Annotated in this window: 16 protein-coding genes; 8 read left to right on the forward strand and 8 right to left on the reverse strand. The window is 74.1% G+C overall.

What is annotated here, in order from left to right:
• Window position 1 precedes the first annotated feature (1 nt).
• Window positions 2-1,042, forward strand: coding sequence for a C40 family peptidase (locus ES689_RS13100; RefSeq protein ID WP_191330455.1), 1,041 nt, complete (start codon window positions 2-4; stop codon window positions 1,040-1,042).
• 166 nt (window positions 1,043-1,208) lie between these two features.
• On the opposite strand, the gene ES689_RS13105 is transcribed toward ES689_RS13100, so the two are convergent.
• The gene (locus ES689_RS13105; RefSeq protein WP_146905465.1) at window positions 1,209-2,813 is read right to left on the reverse strand and encodes a SulP family inorganic anion transporter; all 1,605 of its coding nucleotides are present in this window, start codon (window positions 2,811-2,813) and stop codon (window positions 1,209-1,211) included.
• A gap of 99 nt (window positions 2,814-2,912) precedes the next feature.
• Between ES689_RS13105 and ES689_RS13110 the strand changes: the two genes are divergently transcribed.
• The gene (locus tag ES689_RS13110) at window positions 2,913-3,323 is read left to right on the forward strand and encodes a MerR family transcriptional regulator (RefSeq protein ID WP_146905876.1); all 411 of its coding nucleotides are present in this window, start codon (window positions 2,913-2,915) and stop codon (window positions 3,321-3,323) included.
• Between the two features lie 58 nt (window positions 3,324-3,381).
• On the opposite strand, the gene ES689_RS13115 is transcribed toward ES689_RS13110, so the two are convergent.
• The gene (locus tag ES689_RS13115) at window positions 3,382-4,491 is read right to left on the reverse strand and encodes a glycoside hydrolase family 6 protein (RefSeq protein ID WP_191330457.1); all 1,110 of its coding nucleotides are present in this window, start codon (window positions 4,489-4,491) and stop codon (window positions 3,382-3,384) included.
• Window positions 4,492-4,897: 406 nt separating this feature from the next.
• Here ES689_RS13115 and ES689_RS13120 point away from each other — a divergent pair, with 406 nt between their 5' ends.
• Entirely contained in the window at window positions 4,898-6,262 is a 1,365-nt protein-coding gene (locus ES689_RS13120) for a M23 family metallopeptidase (protein WP_146905470.1), read from the forward strand.
• A 190-nt stretch (window positions 6,263-6,452) separates the two neighbouring features.
• On the opposite strand, the gene ES689_RS13125 is transcribed toward ES689_RS13120, so the two are convergent.
• Window positions 6,453-7,385: a LysR family transcriptional regulator gene (locus ES689_RS13125; protein WP_146905473.1), complete on the reverse strand. Its 933-nt coding sequence runs from the start codon at window positions 7,383-7,385 to the stop codon at window positions 6,453-6,455.
• A gap of 71 nt (window positions 7,386-7,456) precedes the next feature.
• Here ES689_RS13125 and ES689_RS13130 point away from each other — a divergent pair, with 71 nt between their 5' ends.
• The gene (locus ES689_RS13130; RefSeq protein WP_146905476.1) at window positions 7,457-8,470 is read left to right on the forward strand and encodes an EamA family transporter; all 1,014 of its coding nucleotides are present in this window, start codon (window positions 7,457-7,459) and stop codon (window positions 8,468-8,470) included.
• Window positions 8,471-8,579: 109 nt separating this feature from the next.
• Here the strand turns inward: ES689_RS13130 and ES689_RS13135 are convergent, their stop codons facing one another.
• Window positions 8,580-9,236, reverse strand: a complete 657-nt coding sequence (locus ES689_RS13135) for an N-acetyltransferase (RefSeq protein ID WP_146905479.1) — start codon at window positions 9,234-9,236, stop codon at window positions 8,580-8,582.
• Between the two features lie 141 nt (window positions 9,237-9,377).
• On the opposite strand from ES689_RS13135, the gene ES689_RS13140 reads away from it, so the two are divergent.
• Window positions 9,378-10,031: a ScbR family autoregulator-binding transcription factor gene (locus ES689_RS13140; RefSeq protein WP_191330459.1), complete on the forward strand. Its 654-nt coding sequence runs from the start codon at window positions 9,378-9,380 to the stop codon at window positions 10,029-10,031.
• A 121-nt stretch (window positions 10,032-10,152) separates the two neighbouring features.
• On the opposite strand, the gene ES689_RS13145 is transcribed toward ES689_RS13140, so the two are convergent.
• From ES689_RS13145 to ES689_RS13160, 4 genes are all read right to left on the reverse strand, one after another.
• On the reverse strand, window positions 10,153-11,103 hold the full coding sequence (locus ES689_RS13145) for a hypothetical protein (protein ID WP_146905486.1): 951 nt from the start codon (window positions 11,101-11,103) through the stop codon (window positions 10,153-10,155).
• A gap of 55 nt (window positions 11,104-11,158) precedes the next feature.
• On the reverse strand, window positions 11,159-11,896 hold the full coding sequence (locus ES689_RS13150; protein WP_146905489.1) for a response regulator transcription factor: 738 nt from the start codon (window positions 11,894-11,896) through the stop codon (window positions 11,159-11,161).
• Entirely contained in the window at window positions 11,893-13,206 is a 1,314-nt protein-coding gene (locus ES689_RS13155; RefSeq protein WP_191330460.1) for a sensor histidine kinase, read from the reverse strand. Before ES689_RS13155 ends, ES689_RS13150 begins: the two co-directional genes overlap by 4 nt.
• A gap of 243 nt (window positions 13,207-13,449) precedes the next feature.
• Window positions 13,450-14,070 (reverse strand): superoxide dismutase, encoded by a 621-nt coding sequence (locus ES689_RS13160; RefSeq protein WP_146905495.1) that lies wholly within the window; start codon window positions 14,068-14,070, stop codon window positions 13,450-13,452.
• A 133-nt stretch (window positions 14,071-14,203) separates the two neighbouring features.
• On the opposite strand from ES689_RS13160, the gene ES689_RS13165 reads away from it, so the two are divergent.
• From ES689_RS13165 to ES689_RS13175, 3 genes are all read left to right on the forward strand, one after another.
• Window positions 14,204-14,452: a hypothetical protein gene (locus ES689_RS13165; RefSeq protein WP_146905498.1), complete on the forward strand. Its 249-nt coding sequence runs from the start codon at window positions 14,204-14,206 to the stop codon at window positions 14,450-14,452.
• A gap of 98 nt (window positions 14,453-14,550) precedes the next feature.
• Window positions 14,551-15,129 carry a molybdopterin-dependent oxidoreductase gene (locus tag ES689_RS13170; protein ID WP_146905501.1) on the forward strand — a complete coding sequence of 193 codons (579 nt, stop codon included), beginning with the start codon at window positions 14,551-14,553 and terminating at the stop codon, window positions 15,127-15,129.
• Window positions 15,126-16,100, forward strand: a complete 975-nt coding sequence (locus ES689_RS13175) for an FAD-binding oxidoreductase (protein WP_146905504.1) — start codon at window positions 15,126-15,128, stop codon at window positions 16,098-16,100. The genes ES689_RS13170 and ES689_RS13175 overlap by 4 nt, the downstream gene beginning before the upstream one ends.
• The last annotated feature ends 122 nt before the right edge of the window (window positions 16,101-16,222 follow it).

The following is a 16,222-nucleotide window of genomic DNA, read 5'->3' on the forward strand; positions in this document are numbered from 1 at the left end:
CGTGACGACCACCGCGTCCCCGAGCCCGTCAGGTCACGACGCGCACGGACGAGGCGGAGACGCCGCCCCGCTGCTGCGTCCGCGAGGTCGCCGTCGGGCCGAGGCCGCCGTGCTGCCGCAGAGCTGCCGCGCCTCGTTCGTGCAGCCCGAGGCCCTCGTCGACGCGTCCGTCGCCGCCGCCGAGGCCGCCGTCGTGACGGTGCCCGGGCTGAGCGGCCGACGCGCTGCTCGTGCGGCCCTGTCCGCTCGCGTGGAGAGTCGTGGAGTCCTCGCGCTGGCCCGTCGTGCCGCGCGCGCCGAGCGGTCGTCGGCCGGCGCCTCCTCGTCCCCGGCTCCCTCCGGTGCGGCCGTTCCTGCCACGCGTCGTCTCGTCGACATCGTCAAGAAGGCCTCCGTCGTCGCAGCCCTCGTGGGCTTCGCCGCCAGCGGCACGCTGCCCCTCATCGCGGGTCCCGACCAGGAGGCGCAGGCCGCGGCCGGCGGGACGGGCTTCTCCGCCGGTGCCCCCGCGAGCGGTCAGCAGCACCTCTCCGTCGACGCGACGGTCGTCGCGGACGACGTCGAGCGCGACGAGTACTCGGCGACGTCGATGATCGACGTCAGGACGCAGCTGCTGCGCAACGAGAAGGCCGCGGGCTCGACCGAGTGGGACGGCCGGACCACCGCCTCCTACCTGGCCGACCCGCTTTACGACACGCTCGACCGCGACCAGGTGCTCGCCGTCGCGATGCAGTACATCGGCACGCCCTACGTGCACGGCGGCGAAGACCCGACCAAGTTCGACTGCTCGGGCCTGATCACGTTCGTGTACGCCCAGTTCGGCATCTCGCTGACCCACTACGTGCCCACCCAGGACACCGAGGGCACGCGCGTCTCGGCCGCCGAGGCGGTGCCCGGCGACCTGGTCGTCTTCGACAACCTCGCCCACGACGGCATCTACGCGGGCGACGGGATGATCCTCGACGCGCCGAAGCCCGGCGGCCTCGTCAGCGTGCGGCCCATCTGGGACTCGCCGCACCACTTCGTGCGCATCGGCGCGTAGCGCGCCGCGCGTAGCCCGCCCGTGTGCCCGCGCACTCGCTGAAGCCACGCGCCAGCGCGTCCGGACCCGTCGGACCCGCGCGCACCCTCGTGCGCGGGGACGGGTGTGCGCGGGTTCAGCGGGTGCGGGCGGGGCCGAGCATCGCGCAGCGCGGCCCGCCGCAGGCTCAGCCGCCGAGCTGCCCCGTGAGGCGTCCGTGGAACGAGCCGCTGCGCTCGTCGAGGCCGACGAACTCGACGGCGAGGCCGTGCGCGGCGAACTTCGCCTCGACCGAGTCGAGGGCGGCGACGCTCGAGGCGTCCCACACGGAGGCGCGGCTGAGGTCGACGAGGACGGTCGCGTCCGGACGCGACGCGACGGCCGCCTCCTCTGCGAGGGCAGCGTCGTCCGCGTACGCGAAGTGCTCGACGAGGTCGTTGCTGCTGCCGAAGAAGAGCGGGCCGACGACGTCGTAGCGGACCCGAGCGTGCGGGCGGGCGGAGCCGTCCGGGTCCGTGACGGCGGCGGCCGCCGGCTCGACGGCCGGCTCGACGGTCCGTTCGACCCGGATGACGTGCGCGATCCGACGGGCGAACAGCACCATCGCGAGCAGCACGCCGACGGCCACCCCGATCGCGAGGTTGTTGGTCGCGACGACGACGGCGACCGTGACCACCATGACCAGTGTCTCGGGCAGCGGCATGCGCCTCAGCGTCGACGGGCGCACGCTGTGCCAATCGACCGTGGTGATCGCGACCACCATCATCACGGCCGCGAGGGCGACCATCGGGATGCGCGCCATCACCGAGCTCAGCCCCGTGACGAGCAGCAGCAGGAACAGTCCGGCCGCCAGGGTCGAGACCCTGGTCCGCGCCCGCCCGATCTTCACGTTGACGACCGTCTGGCCGATCATGGCGCAGCCCGCGATGCCGCCGTAGGCGCCGGCGGCGATGTTCGCGACGCCGAGGGCCCAGGACTCCTTGCCCTTGTGCGAGGGCGTCTCGGTGATGTCGTCGACGAGCTTCGCCGTGAGCAGCGTCTCCATCAGGCCGACGAAGGCGACGCTGAGCGCCGTCGGCAGGATGATGCCGAGGGTCTCCGGGCTGAACGGCACGAGCCACGGGGTGAGGCCCGGCAGGCCGCCTCCCATCGGCCCTTCGTCGCCGACGGTGTGCACGTCGGTCAGGCCCGCGGCCACGACGATCACGGTCACGACCACGATCGCCACGAGGGGTGCCGGCACGACCCGCGTGAACCGCGGCAGAAGCACGACGATCGCGATGGTCAGCGCGAAGAGCGGGTAGACGATCCACGGCACGTCGACGAGGTGCGGCACCTGCGCGACGAAGATCAGGATGCCCAGCGCGTTGACGAAGCCGATCATCACGGAGCGCGGGATGAAGCGCATCAGGCGCGCGAGGCCGGCCGTGCCGAAGACGATCTGGATGACGCCTGCGAGCAGCACGGTCGGCAGCACGTACTCGACCCCGTGGGTGCGCACGAGCGGCGCGATCACGAGGGCGACCGAGCCGGCTGCGGCGGTCACCATCGCGGGCCGTCCGCCGAGCAGCGACATCACCACGGCGAGCACGACCGACGCGACCAGGCTGACCATCGGGTCGACGCCGGCGATCACCGAGAACGAGATCACCTCGGGCACGAGGGCGAGCGTGGTGACGATGCCGGCCAGCGCCTCCCTGGTGAGGAGGCGCGGCGAGCGGAGCACCGCGCGCACGCTGTCGTCGGGACGAGCGGGCGCGACGGCGCGGGGCTGGGAGGAATCTGCGGTCACGGCGTGCTCCGGGTGGGGTGGTGAGAAGATCGGGGGACCGGCGACACTGCCGTGTGATCGACCCTACCCTCACGTGAGGGTAGAGATGGGCCAGTGACCATGACGGACGTCGACGCACCGATGATGCAGATCGGCGAGCTGGCCGACCGGGCCGAGATGTCGCTGCGCACGATCCGGCACTACGACGAGGTCGGGCTGCTCACCCCGTCGGGACGCAGCGACGGGGGGTTCCGGCTGTACACCGACGCCGATTTCTCGCGGCTGATGGTGATCCGCCGCATGAAGCCGCTGGGTTTCTCGCTCGACGAGATGGCCGAGTTGCTGCTCGTCGTCGACGCGCTCGAGGCGGCCGGTGCCGAGGCAGCCGGTGCCGAGGGCGCAGGAGGCGCGGCGTCCGACACCCGCGCCCGTCTCGACGCCTTCATCGCGGACGCCGTCGAGCGCCGGGCCCGGCTCGAGCGGCAGCTGGCCATGGCGGACGAGTTCCTGGAGCTGCTGCGCAGCCGCTGACGCGGTCTCGCGCACCCGGCCCGCACCTCCTGTCGTCCTGGCTGGCGCCTCCTGCGCCCTACTCGCTGCGGCGCTCGACGAGCCCCTCGGCGAACGACGCCCACCACTCGCCCGCGGGCGGCCCGCCGTTGCAGGTGCCGTCGCTGATGCCCGGCGTCTTCACCCACAGGAACGCGTCGAGGCCCTTGCTGCCGCCCGTGACGTGCGGGTCCTGGCCGAGGCCGGCGCCCTCGGGGTTGCACCAGGTGCCGCGCCAGCCCTGGCCGTTGCGCGAGACGTCGATGACGTAGCGGCTGTCGCCGGTGAGCTCGCTGACCCGCTCGGCGTAGGCGCGCTCGTCGTCGACCGGGTAGAAGCTCGCGACGTTCGTGTAGAAGCCGCGGGCGCGGTCGATCCCGGCCTGCTCGAGGCGCTCGGCCATCTCCCGGGCGGGCACCCAGTTCGAGTTTCCGCCGTCGAGGTAGGCGGGCACCCCGGCGTCGGCGAACGCGGCGACCGACTCGCGGATGAGGGGGAGCCGCTCGTCGGCGAGCTCGGGGCAGCGCGTGAGCATGCCGAGCGAGTCGGGCTCGACCACCACGACCGCACGGTGGCCGCGCAGGGTGTCGGCGACGAGCTGGTTCCAGGCGGGGTAGTCGTCGGCCGCGAGCCCCCCGGCGGAGTAGTTGCCGCAGTCGCGGTCGGGGATCGCGTAGGTGACGAAGACGGCGGTCGCGTCCTGCAGCTCGGCGGCGACGAGGTAGTCGGTGATCTCGTCGACGAGCGCGGCGTCGTCGTGGCCGTCGCCGAGCCAGAGCGCGACGGGGCGCTCGGCGATCAGCTCTGCCGCCCGGGCGGCGTCGGCGTCGCCGCCGGCGGTGAGGCGCTCGGCGGCGCGGGCGGCGAGCGAGTTCGGCTCGACGGCGAGGCCGCCGTCGAAGACGAGGGTGTTGGGGGCCGAGCGGATGGTGTCGGGGGTGATCGCGCCGAAGGGGCGGGGGGCGGCGTCCGCGGTGGGGGCAGGCGTGCTCGTCGTGTCGCCGGGCGTGTCGTCGGTCGGGCTCGGGCTCGCCGTGGCGCCCGCCGTCGGGCCTGTGGCGTCGCGGTCGGCGGAGGTGCACCCGACCACGCCGAGGGCCGCCGCGACGACGAGCGCGCCGAGGGCGGTGCGCAGGAGGTGCGGCGTCACGTGCGGCATCGGTCCCGTTCCCGGGCGCCGTGGGGAGGGCCCCGACGATGGTGGACCTCCATGACAGCACGCCGCGCGCCCGGGCACAGGGGGCGCTTCGGGGGACACGGGCTGTCCCCGGCGCACGACTGCTTCCGCAAATGCCGACCAGAAGAGCTGCCATCACGGGAAATCCCGTTGTTCTGGGGCTCGCGAGGGGCTCACGGTCGGCATGTGGGGAACCGACGGGGCGGGTGGGCTCAGTCCTCCACAGGTGCGGGTTGGTCCACAGGTGTCGTGTGCCGCGCACTGGGGTAGGTGCCGCGAGGAGGCGGTCGCTAGGGTGGACGGACCGCCGCGCCCGAGCAGCGTGACCACGACCGGCCCGCCGCCGGTCCTGCCGCCGCCACACGACGAACCGAGAACCATGTTCCGCCGCCCTGCCCCCTCGTCCGCTCCGCTGCCCGCCGTCCCGTCGACGCCCCGCCCCGTCGCCGTCCGCGCCGTGTCCCGTGCAGCTCCACGTGCCGTCGTCGCGGCTCTGCTCGTCGTGGGCCTCGCGGCCGTCCCCGTGCTGGCGGCTCCCGCCCCTGCCCAGGCGGCCGGTCCGAGCTGGCAGCAGGTGCTCGACGCGCGCGGCTCCGAGCAGGCGAAGGAGGCGGCGCTCGCCGACATCCAGGTCGCGCTCGAGGCGGCGTCGACCCGCGCGGCGGACGCCCAGGCTGCCGCCGACGAGGCCGGTGCGGCCCTGACGGAGGCGCAGCTCGCCGTCGACGAGGCCACCGGCGAGTACGAGACGGTGAAGCAGAAGGCCGAGGCTGCTCGGGCCGACGCCGACGCGGCGCAGGTCGTGGTCGGCCAGGCCGCGGCACTGCTCGCCCGCCCGGGCAGCGGCGGGCTCACCGGCGACCTCCTGTCCTCAGGGGCCGGTGCCGAGGACGTGCTGCGCGACCTGAGCATGTCGACCAAGATCGGCCAGAACCTCAGCACGCTCCGCGACCGGGCCGTCTCGGCCGAGAACCTCGCGACCTCGCTGGCCGACCAGGCCGAGGTCGCCCTGGCCGAGCGTGACGCGCTCGCCGACGAGGCCTCCGACGCCCTCGACGACGCCGTGGCCGCGAGCGACGCGGCCCAGCGCGACGTCGCCGCCGTCGACGAGGAGAAAGCGACCCTGGCCGCACAGGCCGCGGCCCTGCAGGACGACCGGCTCAGCCTCGAGCAGGCCTACGCCTCCGCGCAGGCCCAGGCCGCCGCGGACGCCGCCGCCGCAGCGGCGGCCGCCCGTGCAGCCGCGGCGGCAGCCGCTCCCGCACCTGCCCGCGGCGGCGGCGGGTCACGCCCGGCCGGCCCCGGCTCGCCCGGCACGTCGGTGCCCGACCCGGGCACCGGCTGGGTCGCGGGCATCCGCTCGTACTCGTCGTACCAGGCGTACGGCTACCGGGTGCACCCGATCACGGGCGCCTACAAGCTGCACGCCGGCGCCGACTTCGGCGCGAGCTGCGGCACCCCGATCTACTCGGTCGCAGCAGGCACCGTGACCTACGCGGGCGCGGCCGGCGGCTACGGCAACCTGATCATCGTCGACCACGGCAACGGCATCAGCAGCGCGTACGGCCACATGGAGCGCTCCGGCATCTACGTCGCCAACGGGCAGTCCGTCTCGGCCGGGCAGAACATCGCGGGCGTCGGCACGGCCGGCGGCTCGACGGGCTGCCACCTGCACCTCGAGATCCGCCGTGGCGGCATCGCGACCGACCCGGTCGCCTTCCTCGCCACGAAGGGCGTCCGCTAGGCCCCTTCCGCGCGGGCGACCGACGGCGTACCGTCATCACCGACGGGCCCTCGGGCCCGCCGCGCCGGCCCCCGTCCGGCGGCCCGGCTCCCGACTCGTTTCCCGTGAGCCGGGGGCCATCCCTCTTCCCGGGCAGCGCGAGCCGGTCACAGATGGACGCGAGCTGGGTCCAGGGCGACGTGACCGGGCCTCAGGAGGCGCGACGCGCCTCCTCGGAGGCGGCCTCCGTCGCCCGCGCCTCGGCCGCGATCTCCGCGACGACGGTCTGCACGACGGGCCGAGCAGCCCGCTCCGGCCGCATCAGCGCCTCGACGTGCCGTCCGGCCCGCACGCTGTCGAGCGTCGCCAGGCGGAACCGCCCGGGCGCCCGCCCGGCCGACGTGTGCCGGGGCACGAGCGCGACCCCGAGCCCCGCGGCGACCATCGCCTCGATGACGGGCAAGTGCAGCGTGCGGTGCACCACCTGGGGCACGACCCCCGACTGCAGCGCCATCGAGACGAGCACGCGGTCGATCGGGTAGCCCTCGGGCACGGAGACCCACGGCTCGCCGATCACGTCGGCCACGGTGACGCGCTCGCGTCCGGCCAGCCGGTGGTCGAGCGGCAGCGCGACCTCGAGCGGCTCGCGCAGCAGGGGCACGACGGTGAGCCCCGGGTGCTCGGCCGGCACGACGCCGTCGGACCGGTGCCCGATCACCACGTCGACGTCGGCCGTGAGCTGCGCGAACTCGTCCTCCGAGACGTCGCGGTCGCTGATCTCGAGCTCGATCCCCTCGTGCTCGCGCATCCTCCGGAGCAGGCCGGGCAGCAGCAGCTCGGACGCCGACGGGAACAGCGCCAGACGCACCACGCCGACCAGGCCGCCGCGGTGCGCCTCGAGCGCCGCCTCCGCCTCGGCGACCGCCGTCGACACCGCCACGGAGGCGCGGGCCAGCGCCTGCCCCGCGTCCGTCAGCTGCACCCCGCGTCCCGCCCGCCGCACGAGCTCGACCCCGAGCTGGCGCTGCAGCGTCCGCAGCTGCTGCGACACCGCGCTCGGCGAGCGGTGCACGGCCGCGGCGACGGCGGTCACGCTGCCGCGGTCCGCGAGCTCGCGCAGCAGGTCGAGGTGCTGGATCTCCATGAAGGGACGCTACATCGTCGATGACGAGACCTGCGCTGGTCCTGCATCCGCGCCTCCGGCAAGGTGGTCCCATGAGCCCCCGCGACCGCCTCCTCGCCCTCGTCGTCGTGGTCTGCTGGGGCGTCAACTTCCCGATGACGGCGCTGGCGCTCGACCACTTCCCGCCGATCTTCCTGGTCGCGCTCCGGTTCGCGCTGCTCGCGGTGCCGACCCTGCTGTTCGTGCCGCGGCCGGCGATCCCGTGGTCGCGGTTGCTGATGGTGGGCGTCGGCCTGGGGATCCTGCAGTTCGGGTTCCTGTACCTCGGCATGGCCGCCGGCATGCCGTCGGGGCTCGCGTCGCTCGTGCTGCAGGCGTCGGCGCCCGCCACCGTCGTCATCGCGGCGATCTGGCTGCGCGAGCGGATCACGCGGCGCCAGGCGATCGGCATCGGCGTCGCCGTGCTGGCGCTCGCCGTGATCGCGGCGCACCGGTCGCAGGTCGCGGCCCTGCTGCCCGTCGTCCTCACGCTCTGCGCGGCCGTCGGCTGGGGCCTCGGCAACGTCGCCGTGCGGCGCGCCGCCGCCCCTGACCCGCTGCGTCTGACCCTGTGGATGTCCGTCGTGCCGCCCGTGCCGATGCTCGCCCTCTCGCTCGTCGTCGAGGGTCCCCAGCGCATCGGCGAGAGCCTCGCGGGTGCGTTCACGCTCGCCGCGCTGCCGTCGGTGATCGGCCTGCTCTACGTCGTGCTCGTCGCGACGGTGCTCGGCTACGGGCTCTGGACCCGGCTGCTCGCGGCCTACCCGTCGAGCACGGTCGCCCCGTTCTCGATGCTCGTGCCCGTCGTGGGGGTGGCCGCGTCGTGGGTCGCGTTCGCCGAGGTGCCCGACCTCGTCGAGGTGTGCGCCGGGGTCGTCGTCGTCGCCGGGGTGCTGTTCGCGAGCCGTTCGCCGCGCGGCGGACGACGTGCTGCTGCCGCCGGAGGCCCCGGTGCGCCCGAGGAGGTGCTGGCCGCGACCGCGACGCCGGTCTCGGTCCCCCTGCGGGACGTCTCCGCATCCGCGGCGGCCGCAGCCACCGCCTCCTCGTCCGAGCCGCGGGCCTGAGCCGTCCCGCCGTCCCGTCGCCCCGGGGCGTGGCATCACGTTCCGAGCGTCACGTCGCGCTGTGACGAGACGCGATGCTCGGAACGTGACGCGTCACCGGGTCATGCCGTCACGGGACACGCGGAGGGCACTCGTCGGCCAGGCGACCGTCACCAGTCGACCCGGCATCCGGATCGGCTGCGGTGAACGGAAGGCGGTGCTGTGACGGGTTCACCGACAGGTGCGCCGCTCGAGCGCTGCTGCCGGCGGCGCCGCCGACCGGCTTGCGCATCTGCACCGCCGTCGTCTCGTAGCCGAGCGACTCGTAGAGCGCCCGTGCGGCCGTGTTGTAGCCGAACACGTTGAGGCCGAGGGTCGCGGCGCCGTGGCGGGCCGCCTCCTCCTCGGCGAGCTGCATCGCCGCACGGCCGTGGCCGGCACCGCGGTGCTGCTCGTCGATCTCGACGTCCCACACCCACCAGGCGTCGCTGCCCTCGGCGAACGGCCCGATCCACAGGACGCCGACGACGGTGCCGCCGTCCTCGCCAGCGCCGTCTCCGGCTCCGGCGCCGTCGGTGCCGGACGCCGTCACCACCACGTCGTGCACCAGGTGCCCCGGCGCGGGGCGGCCGCCGGGGAAGCTCTGCTCGAACGAGGCACGCGCCGCCTCCGCCGCGATCTCGGCCGGCTCGCCCGACGCGAGCCGCGACCGTTCGTACTCGGCCTGCGAGCGGGCGATCCAGGGGCCGAGCCGGTCGTCGGGCATGAGGCGGAGCACGGTCGTCATGCCCAGACGGTACCGCCCCGGGGCCCTACCCTGGGGTCAGCCTCGTCACGGCTGCCGACGCCCGCCGACCACGGGTGCGCGACCTGCAGCACGCACGCGACGAGCAGCACGCACACGACGAGCACAGGGCAGGAGGCGACCGTGGCGCAGCAGCGCAGGGCCCGCGAGACGCGGGCGACCATCTTGCAGGGCGCCTCCTCGGTGTTCCTGGCCCGCGGCTACGCCGAGACGTCGCTCGACCAGGTGACGGACGCGGCCGGGGTGACCAAGGGCGCCCTCTACTTCCACTTCCGGTCGAAGGCGGACCTGGCCGGCGCGGTCGTCGCCGAGCAGCAGCGACTGTCTCGGGCGTGGACCGAGCTCGCGATCGCCGGTGCGCCGTCCGCGGCCGGTGCGCTGATGCTGGCGTGCGCCTCATTCGCGACGCAGCTCTCGACCGAGCCGATGGTCGCGGCCGGCCTGCGGCTGTCGACCGAGTCGATCGGCGAGGTGCCGAGCAGGGCGCCCTCGGCGCTCGCCTGGGTGGACGAGACGGCGGGGCACGTGGGCCGCGCGGTGGACGAGGGCACGTTCCGCGCCGACCTCGACGTCGACCGCGCCGCCCGGTTCGTCGTCGGCGCGTTCAGCGGCGTCCAGACGTTCTCGGCCCTCAGCACGGGCCACGCCGACGTCTTCGAGCGCCTGCAGGACATGATGCGCTTCGTGCTGCCGTCGTTCCTGTCCCCGCGGTCCGCCGGCCTGGCGGGCGAGCTCGCCGCGCTGATCAGGCCGACGGACCGTCCCCCGATCGACTGACGACGCGCGTCAGCCGACCGGCGGGAGCCCCCGCCCCATCACTGTTCCTCTGTACCCCATCATGCATACCATGCGACCTGTTTCGTAACCCCCCGTCGGAGGGGCGAGTGATCCTCGCGTCCTACAGCCCCTCGGGTCGCTGGGGCCCGAGCCGCTCGATCGTGCGGTCGACGAGCTGCTGGGCAGCGACCAGGGGGCCGGTGTCGATCTGGGCCAGGCGCTCGCCGTAGTCGTGGGGCACGGTGAGCTGCTGCTGCCACTCGGCCTCGTAGAGCGCGTCGAGGTAGCCGGAGGCGGCGCGGCAGGCGGCGTCGGTCTCGGCGAGGTCGCGCTCCTCGTCGCCGACGGCGGTCGCCGGGTCGTACGAGGTGAAGGTCTCCGCCATCCTCGTCGTCGGCATGTCCGCCGGGTCGTCCGGCAGGTCGTCGGCCCAGGGCCCGGCGCCGACGCCCTGGTCGAGCATGCAGGCGTGCCACGCGTCGGCCGCCCGTCGCACGGAGGCGTCCTGCCTGGCCTCGAGGAACGCCGCGTTGCTGAGCCGGATGGCGATGTCGCCCACCGACCCCGTGCTCGACGACGCGGAGGTGCCCGTCAGCAGCTCGGGGTGCTGCCGGTACGCGAGGTCGAGGCAGGAGGTGCGGTCGGCCGCCTCGTCGGGCGAGGTCTCGCGGTACTCGAAGGCCCGCCAGGCATCGGCCCCGGCGTCGACGGTGGGGGGCACGTGGTACCCGCGCTCCCGGGCGGCGGCGAGGTCGAAGGCGCGGAGCGGCTGGCGCTCGGTGGCGTTGGTGGCCGCGTCGACGTCGCGCCAGGGCACGACCGCGTCGTCGTGGCCGGCGTCGACCATGCAGTCCTGGATGAGCAGCTCGGTCGCGTAGTTGAGGCGGACGACGCCGACCCCGACGTACTGGTCGAGGGGCATCGTCCACGACGCCTGGTCCTTCTCGGGCAGGTCGGGCAGGGTCCAGGCGGCGTTGGCGGGGATGCCGACGGCCACGACGCCGGCGACCAGCGCGGCCACGGCGACGACGGTGACGCGCTTCGCGACGCGCTCCCGGCCCCCGGCCCTCATCGACCGCCTCCTCGGCGCCCTGCCCGTCGGCACCCGCCTCCTCGGCACCCTGCCCTCACCGGCGCGGCCTCGCCGCCGTGTCGGAGGCCGGCACGAGGCCGTTCTCGTAGGCGAAGACCACGATCTGGACGCGGTTGCGCATGCCGAGCTTCTGCAGCACGGCGCGGACGTGGCTCTTGACCGTCGCCTCGCTCAGGTACGCCTCGCCCGCGATCTCGATGTTGCTGAGCCCCCTGGCGACGAAGGTGAACATCTCGCGTTCCCGCGGCGACAGAGGCTCGAGCGGATCGACGCGAGGGGCAGGGGTCGTCGGCACGGCGAACTCGTGCACGACGTCGAGCGCGGCGGCGGCGGTCGGCACGGGGTCGCCCGCCCACGCCGCACGGATCGTCGTGAGCACCTCGTCGGGCGTCGCGTCCTTGGTGAGGAACGCGTACGCACCGGCCTTCAGCGCCCCGAACACCGCCTCGTCCCGCTGGATCGTCGTCAGCGCGACCACCCGGGGCAGGTCGTCGGGCGAGACGCCCTCGAGGATGCGTGCGGTCGCCTCCAGGCCGTTCATCACGGGCATCCGCAGGTCCATCAGCACGACGTCGGGGTGCTCGCGCTCGACCAGCGCCAGTGCCTCGCGCCCGTCGACGGCGGTGCCGACGCAGCGCAGATCGGGCTGCGCCTCGATCAGCATGCGCAGGCCGGAGGCGAACAGCGGCTGGTCGTCGACCACGGCGACGGTGATGACGGCGGGGGCCGCGGGCGAGCCGGCAGGCGAGTCGACGGCGGGGGAGTCGGTCATGAGGAGCTTCTCTCGGTGGGCGGTGCGGATGCAGGTGCGGGTGCGGAGGAGGCGGCGCCCGCGACGACCGAGGAGGCGCCGGTCGTCGGCACGAACGCGGTCACCTCGAAGGCGGTGCCGTCGGCCGACGGCTGCGCGGTGAGCCAGCCGCCCGCGAGGCGGGCGCGTTCGGTCATGCCGCGGACGCCGGCGCCCCGGTCGGCGCCGGTGCGCGCCGCGACGAGCGGGGCCCCGCGGCCCCGCGAGGTGACCTGCAGCGTGAGCCCGCGGCCGCGCCAGTCGAGCTGCACGGCGACGCGGCTCGAGGCGCCCGCGTGCTTGAGCGCGTTCGTCAGGCTCTCCTGCACGATCCGGTAGACCGCGAGCTCCTGGGAGGGGGCGAGGGCGCCGGCCGGACCCTGGGGGCCGGGGGCTCCCTCGATCGTGACGTCCACCTCCATCCCGACCTCGCGCATCGCGACGACCAGGGCGTCGACGTCGGCCAGCGTCTCGCGGGGGGCGGTGACGTCGTCGTCCTGCGTGATGCGCTCGACGAGGCGCCGGACGTCGAGCAGGGCCGTGCGGCCGACCTCGGCGATCGTGCGCAGCGACTCCTCGGCGACCTCGGGCCGGGTCGCCTGCAGGGCGAGCCCGCCCTGGGCCTGCGACACCACGACCGCGAGGGAGTGCGCCAAGGCGTCGTGCACGTCGCGGGAGATGCGCGCCCTGTCCTGGGCGAGCCGCAGCTCGAGGTCGGTCGCCTCGAAGCGCGTCTCGGTCGCCTCCAGGGCCTGGCGGATCACGAGCACCCGTCGGATGCTCGCGAACGCGACCCCGATCGCCCAGGCGCCGGCGAACACACCGAACAGGGCTGCCGTGAGCAGCGAGAACTCGATGCGGAGGCCGGTCGTGCCCGCGCCGACCCAGGTGCTCCAGCTCTGCGGCCGGGTCAGCGTGGGCACGGCGAGCAGCCACGCGGCGAGGCCGGCGGCGACCGCGGCGACGAGCAGCGCGGCGAGCCGGAGCCAGGGCGACGGCTTCACCGCCACGAAGGCCATCACCAGGGCGATGGCGACGTAGGCCGTCCAGGTGTCCTGCGACGGCGCCTCGGCGAGACCGAGCAGCTGCAGCAGCGGGACGATCACGACGAGCGCGAGCGACGTGGTCGGGATCCACCAGGCGAGGGCGATGGCGACGGCGAAGAGGCCGAACACCACGGTGTTGTCGGCGACGCCGCCGCGGCCCCACGAGCTCGCGACCCAGAAGACGAAGTAGACGAGGGCGGTCGCCGGCGCCACGGCGTGCCGCCCCCACCGCCTCGCGTCAGCCATGTGCGTCAGGTTAGGTGCAGGGCCGCGTGCCGCGCGCCTCCTGCCCCGGGTTTTCATCCCGAGGTCGCACCCGTCGCCGCGCCTCCTCATTCAGGAAGATCTGTCCTGATCCTCGCGAGGAGGGGACACATCGTCCTGAGCCGTGCACGGATCAGGAACACGAGGCGGCGACTTCCTGAATCACACGAAGGAGGCGCGGTGCAGGAGATCCCGCACCGCGCCTCCTGCGAGGATCAGCCGCTGCTAGAAGGTCAGCAGGCCCTGCGTCTTGGACGTCGCCGCGGCGTAGCGCTGGCCGACGTTGTCCCAGTTCACGATGTTCCAGAAGGCCTTGACGTAGTCGGCGCGGACGTTCTGGTAGTCGAGGTAGTACGCGTGCTCCCAGACGTCGAGCATCAGCAGCGGGACGAGGCCGAACGGCACGTTGCCCTGCTGGTCGAAGAGCTGGAAGACGCTGAGGCGCTGACCGATCACGTCGTAGGCGAGCACCGACCAGCCGGAGCCCTGCACGCCGAGCGCGGTGGCGGTGAAGTGCGCCTTGAACTTCTCGAGGTCGCCGAAGTCGCGTCCGATGGCCTCGAGCAGGTCGCCGGTGGGCTCGCCGGTCTCGGGGGTCAGGTTCGTCCAGAAGATCGAGTGGTTGACGTGGCCGCCGAGGTTGAACGCCAGGTCTTTCTCGAGCTTGTTCACGTTCGCCAGGTTGCCGGTCTCGCGGGCCTCGGCGAGGGCGGCGTTGGCCGTGTTCGCGCCGGTGACGTAGGTGTTGTGGTGCTTGGAGTGGTGCAGCTCCATGATCGTCGCGCTGATGTGCGGCGCGAGGGCGCTGTAGTCGTAGGGGAGATCGGGGAGGGTGTACTCAGCCATGGGGGAGTCCTTTCACAGTTGTCCTCCGTCCACCGTACGACTCTCGTGGGGGCTCGTGTCGAGCAACTCCCAGCGGGGACGCAGCCTCTCGGAGGAGGCGCCCGGCTGTGGACGGCCCTGGCACCATGGGTGCATGGCCGAGACGACCCACTCCCGACGACCTGCCGCCGTCGCCCGCCTCGCCCTCGTGGCGGTCGCGGCGAGCTTCATCCTGGGCGCGTGCGCGCAGGCCGGGCCGGGCGACGCGCCCGACGCGGGGGAGGTGCCGACGGGGTCGTCGAGCCCGTCGGCACCGGCGGACGACGGCGCCGGCACGGACGACGGCGACGCCGAGGGCACGGGCGACGGCGCCGCCGAGCTCGTCTCCCTCGAGCTGCCGTAGCAGCTGCGCCGCCGCAGGAGCGAGCCGCAGGCACGCGGTCGCCGGCCCGCGTGTCGGTCGGGCCGGTTAGCCTGGCGTCGACCACGAGGAGGCGCACCATGGCAGGTTTCACGGGCTTCGGCCGACGTCGCGAGCTCGACCCGCGCCTCCCCCCGGGGCAGCACCTCGAGAAGGGGTTCCCGGTGCTGTCGGCCGGCCCGACCCCGAACATCAAGCGCTGGGAGCTGCAGCTCGGCACCGAGCAGGGCAGCCGCTCGCTCAGCTGGGCCGACTTCCAGGCGCTGCCGCACGAGCAGATCGAGACAGACATCCACTGCGTCACCAGCTGGTCGAAGCTCGGCACGCACTGGTCGGGCGTCTCGCTCGACACCCTCTTCGACGGGCTCGACACGACGCACGAGTACGCGATGACGACGAGCTACGGCGGCTACACGACGAACTTGCCGCTGAGCGAGCTGCTCGGCGGCAAGGCCTGGGTGGTCGACACCTACGAGGGCGAGCCGCTCGGCGCCGAGCACGGCGGCCCGGCCCGGCTATTCGTGCCCGGCCTCTACTTCTGGAAGAGCGCGAAGTGGGTGCAGGGCATCCAGACGATGGCCTCCGACCGCCGCGGCTTCTGGGAGAGCATGGGCTACCACGCGCTCGGCGATCCCTGGCGCGAACAGCGCTACGCGTGAGCTCCCCGGGCGGCGGCGAGGCCGCTTCCTCGCCTGCGTCGCCGCCCGGTGACCCGTTCAGGTGGTTGCCGGCGACGATCGTCGCCGCGACAGGGCAGACCCCGACCGGGCGCTCGATCGTGCTCGAGGTGCCGGGGCTGCGACCGGCCAGGGCCGGGCAGCACGTCGACGTCCGGCTCACCGCGGACGACGGCTACCAGGCCGTCCGCTCGTACTCGTTGTCGGACGTCACGCTGTCGGACGTCTCGCGGTCGGACGTGCGGGCGAGCCCAGGAGGCGCGGGCCGGGCACCGCAGGTCGAGCTCACCGTCGAGGAGCTCCCCGACGGCGAGGTCTCGCCCTACCTCGTCTCGTTCGCCGAGGTCGGCGACCCGGTCGAGGTGCGCGGCCCGATCGGCGGCTGGTTCGTCTGGCCGCCGACCGAGTTCGACCCCGACTCGGCCGTGCACGCCGTGCTGCCCGAGCCGGACGGGGCCCCGGCGCCGGGTCGGTCGCCGGTGCAGCTGATCGGGGGCGGGTCGGGCATCGCCCCGCTCGTCGCGATGGTGCGTGCTCGGGCTGCGGGGGCTGGTGCTGCTGACGTCGCAGGCGTCGCTGACGCTGCTGCGGGAGACGCGGCGGCCAGCGGTGCGGCCGGGACCGCCGCTGCGTCGCCGCCGATGCGGCTGCTCTGCTCGGTGCGCACGCCGGCCGACCGCTGGTTCGAGGCCGAGCTGACGGCGCTCGCCGAGGAGTCGGCGGGCGGGGTGCAGGTCGACTGGGTCTTCACGCGGGAGGCTCCCTCGGGGGCGACCCGCGCCTCCGGCAGGCTCACCCGCGACGAGCTGCTCGACCTCGTGCTGCCCGCGTCCGAGCACCCGCTCGTCTACGTCTGCGGCACGAACTCGTTCGTCGAGACCGTCGCCGGCTGGCTGGTCGACGCCGGCCACGACCCGACCCGCGTCCGCACGGAGCGCTTCGGCGGCGTCTGACCTGCCCCGCGCCCGCGCGTGCGCGCCCGCCCCGAGTGGTCAGAACTGGTCGCTCCCGGCTCGATCGGGGACAGTTGCTGACCACTCGGCGCAGGGCGGCCTGACTGGTCGACGCACCGAGT

The sequence above is a fragment of the Frigoribacterium sp. ACAM 257 genome, from assembly GCF_007954365.1.
Classification (GTDB): Bacteria; Actinomycetota; Actinomycetes; order Actinomycetales; family Microbacteriaceae; genus Frigoribacterium.

Coding starts and splice junctions, on each gene's coding strand:
- ES689_RS13110 (WP_146905876.1), top strand. CDS start 2,913: ATGACGGACGTCGACGCACCGATGATGCAGATCGGCGAGCTGGCCGAC.
- ES689_RS13120 (WP_146905470.1), top strand. CDS start 4,898: ATGTTCCGCCGCCCTGCCCCCTCGTCCGCTCCGCTGCCCGCCGTCCCG.
- ES689_RS13125 (WP_146905473.1), bottom strand. CDS start 7,385: ATGGAGATCCAGCACCTCGACCTGCTGCGCGAGCTCGCGGACCGCGGC.
- ES689_RS13130 (WP_146905476.1), top strand. CDS start 7,457: ATGAGCCCCCGCGACCGCCTCCTCGCCCTCGTCGTCGTGGTCTGCTGG.
- ES689_RS13135 (WP_146905479.1), bottom strand. CDS start 9,236: ATGACGACCGTGCTCCGCCTCATGCCCGACGACCGGCTCGGCCCCTGG.
- ES689_RS13145 (WP_146905486.1), bottom strand. CDS start 11,103: ATGAGGGCCGGGGGCCGGGAGCGCGTCGCGAAGCGCGTCACCGTCGTC.
- ES689_RS13150 (WP_146905489.1), bottom strand. CDS start 11,896: ATGACCGACTCCCCCGCCGTCGACTCGCCTGCCGGCTCGCCCGCGGCC.
- ES689_RS13155 (WP_191330460.1), bottom strand. CDS start 13,206: ATGGCTGACGCGAGGCGGTGGGGGCGGCACGCCGTGGCGCCGGCGACC.
- ES689_RS13160 (WP_146905495.1), bottom strand. CDS start 14,070: ATGGCTGAGTACACCCTCCCCGATCTCCCCTACGACTACAGCGCCCTC.
- ES689_RS13165 (WP_146905498.1), top strand. CDS start 14,204: ATGGCCGAGACGACCCACTCCCGACGACCTGCCGCCGTCGCCCGCCTC.
- ES689_RS13170 (WP_146905501.1), top strand. CDS start 14,551: ATGGCAGGTTTCACGGGCTTCGGCCGACGTCGCGAGCTCGACCCGCGC.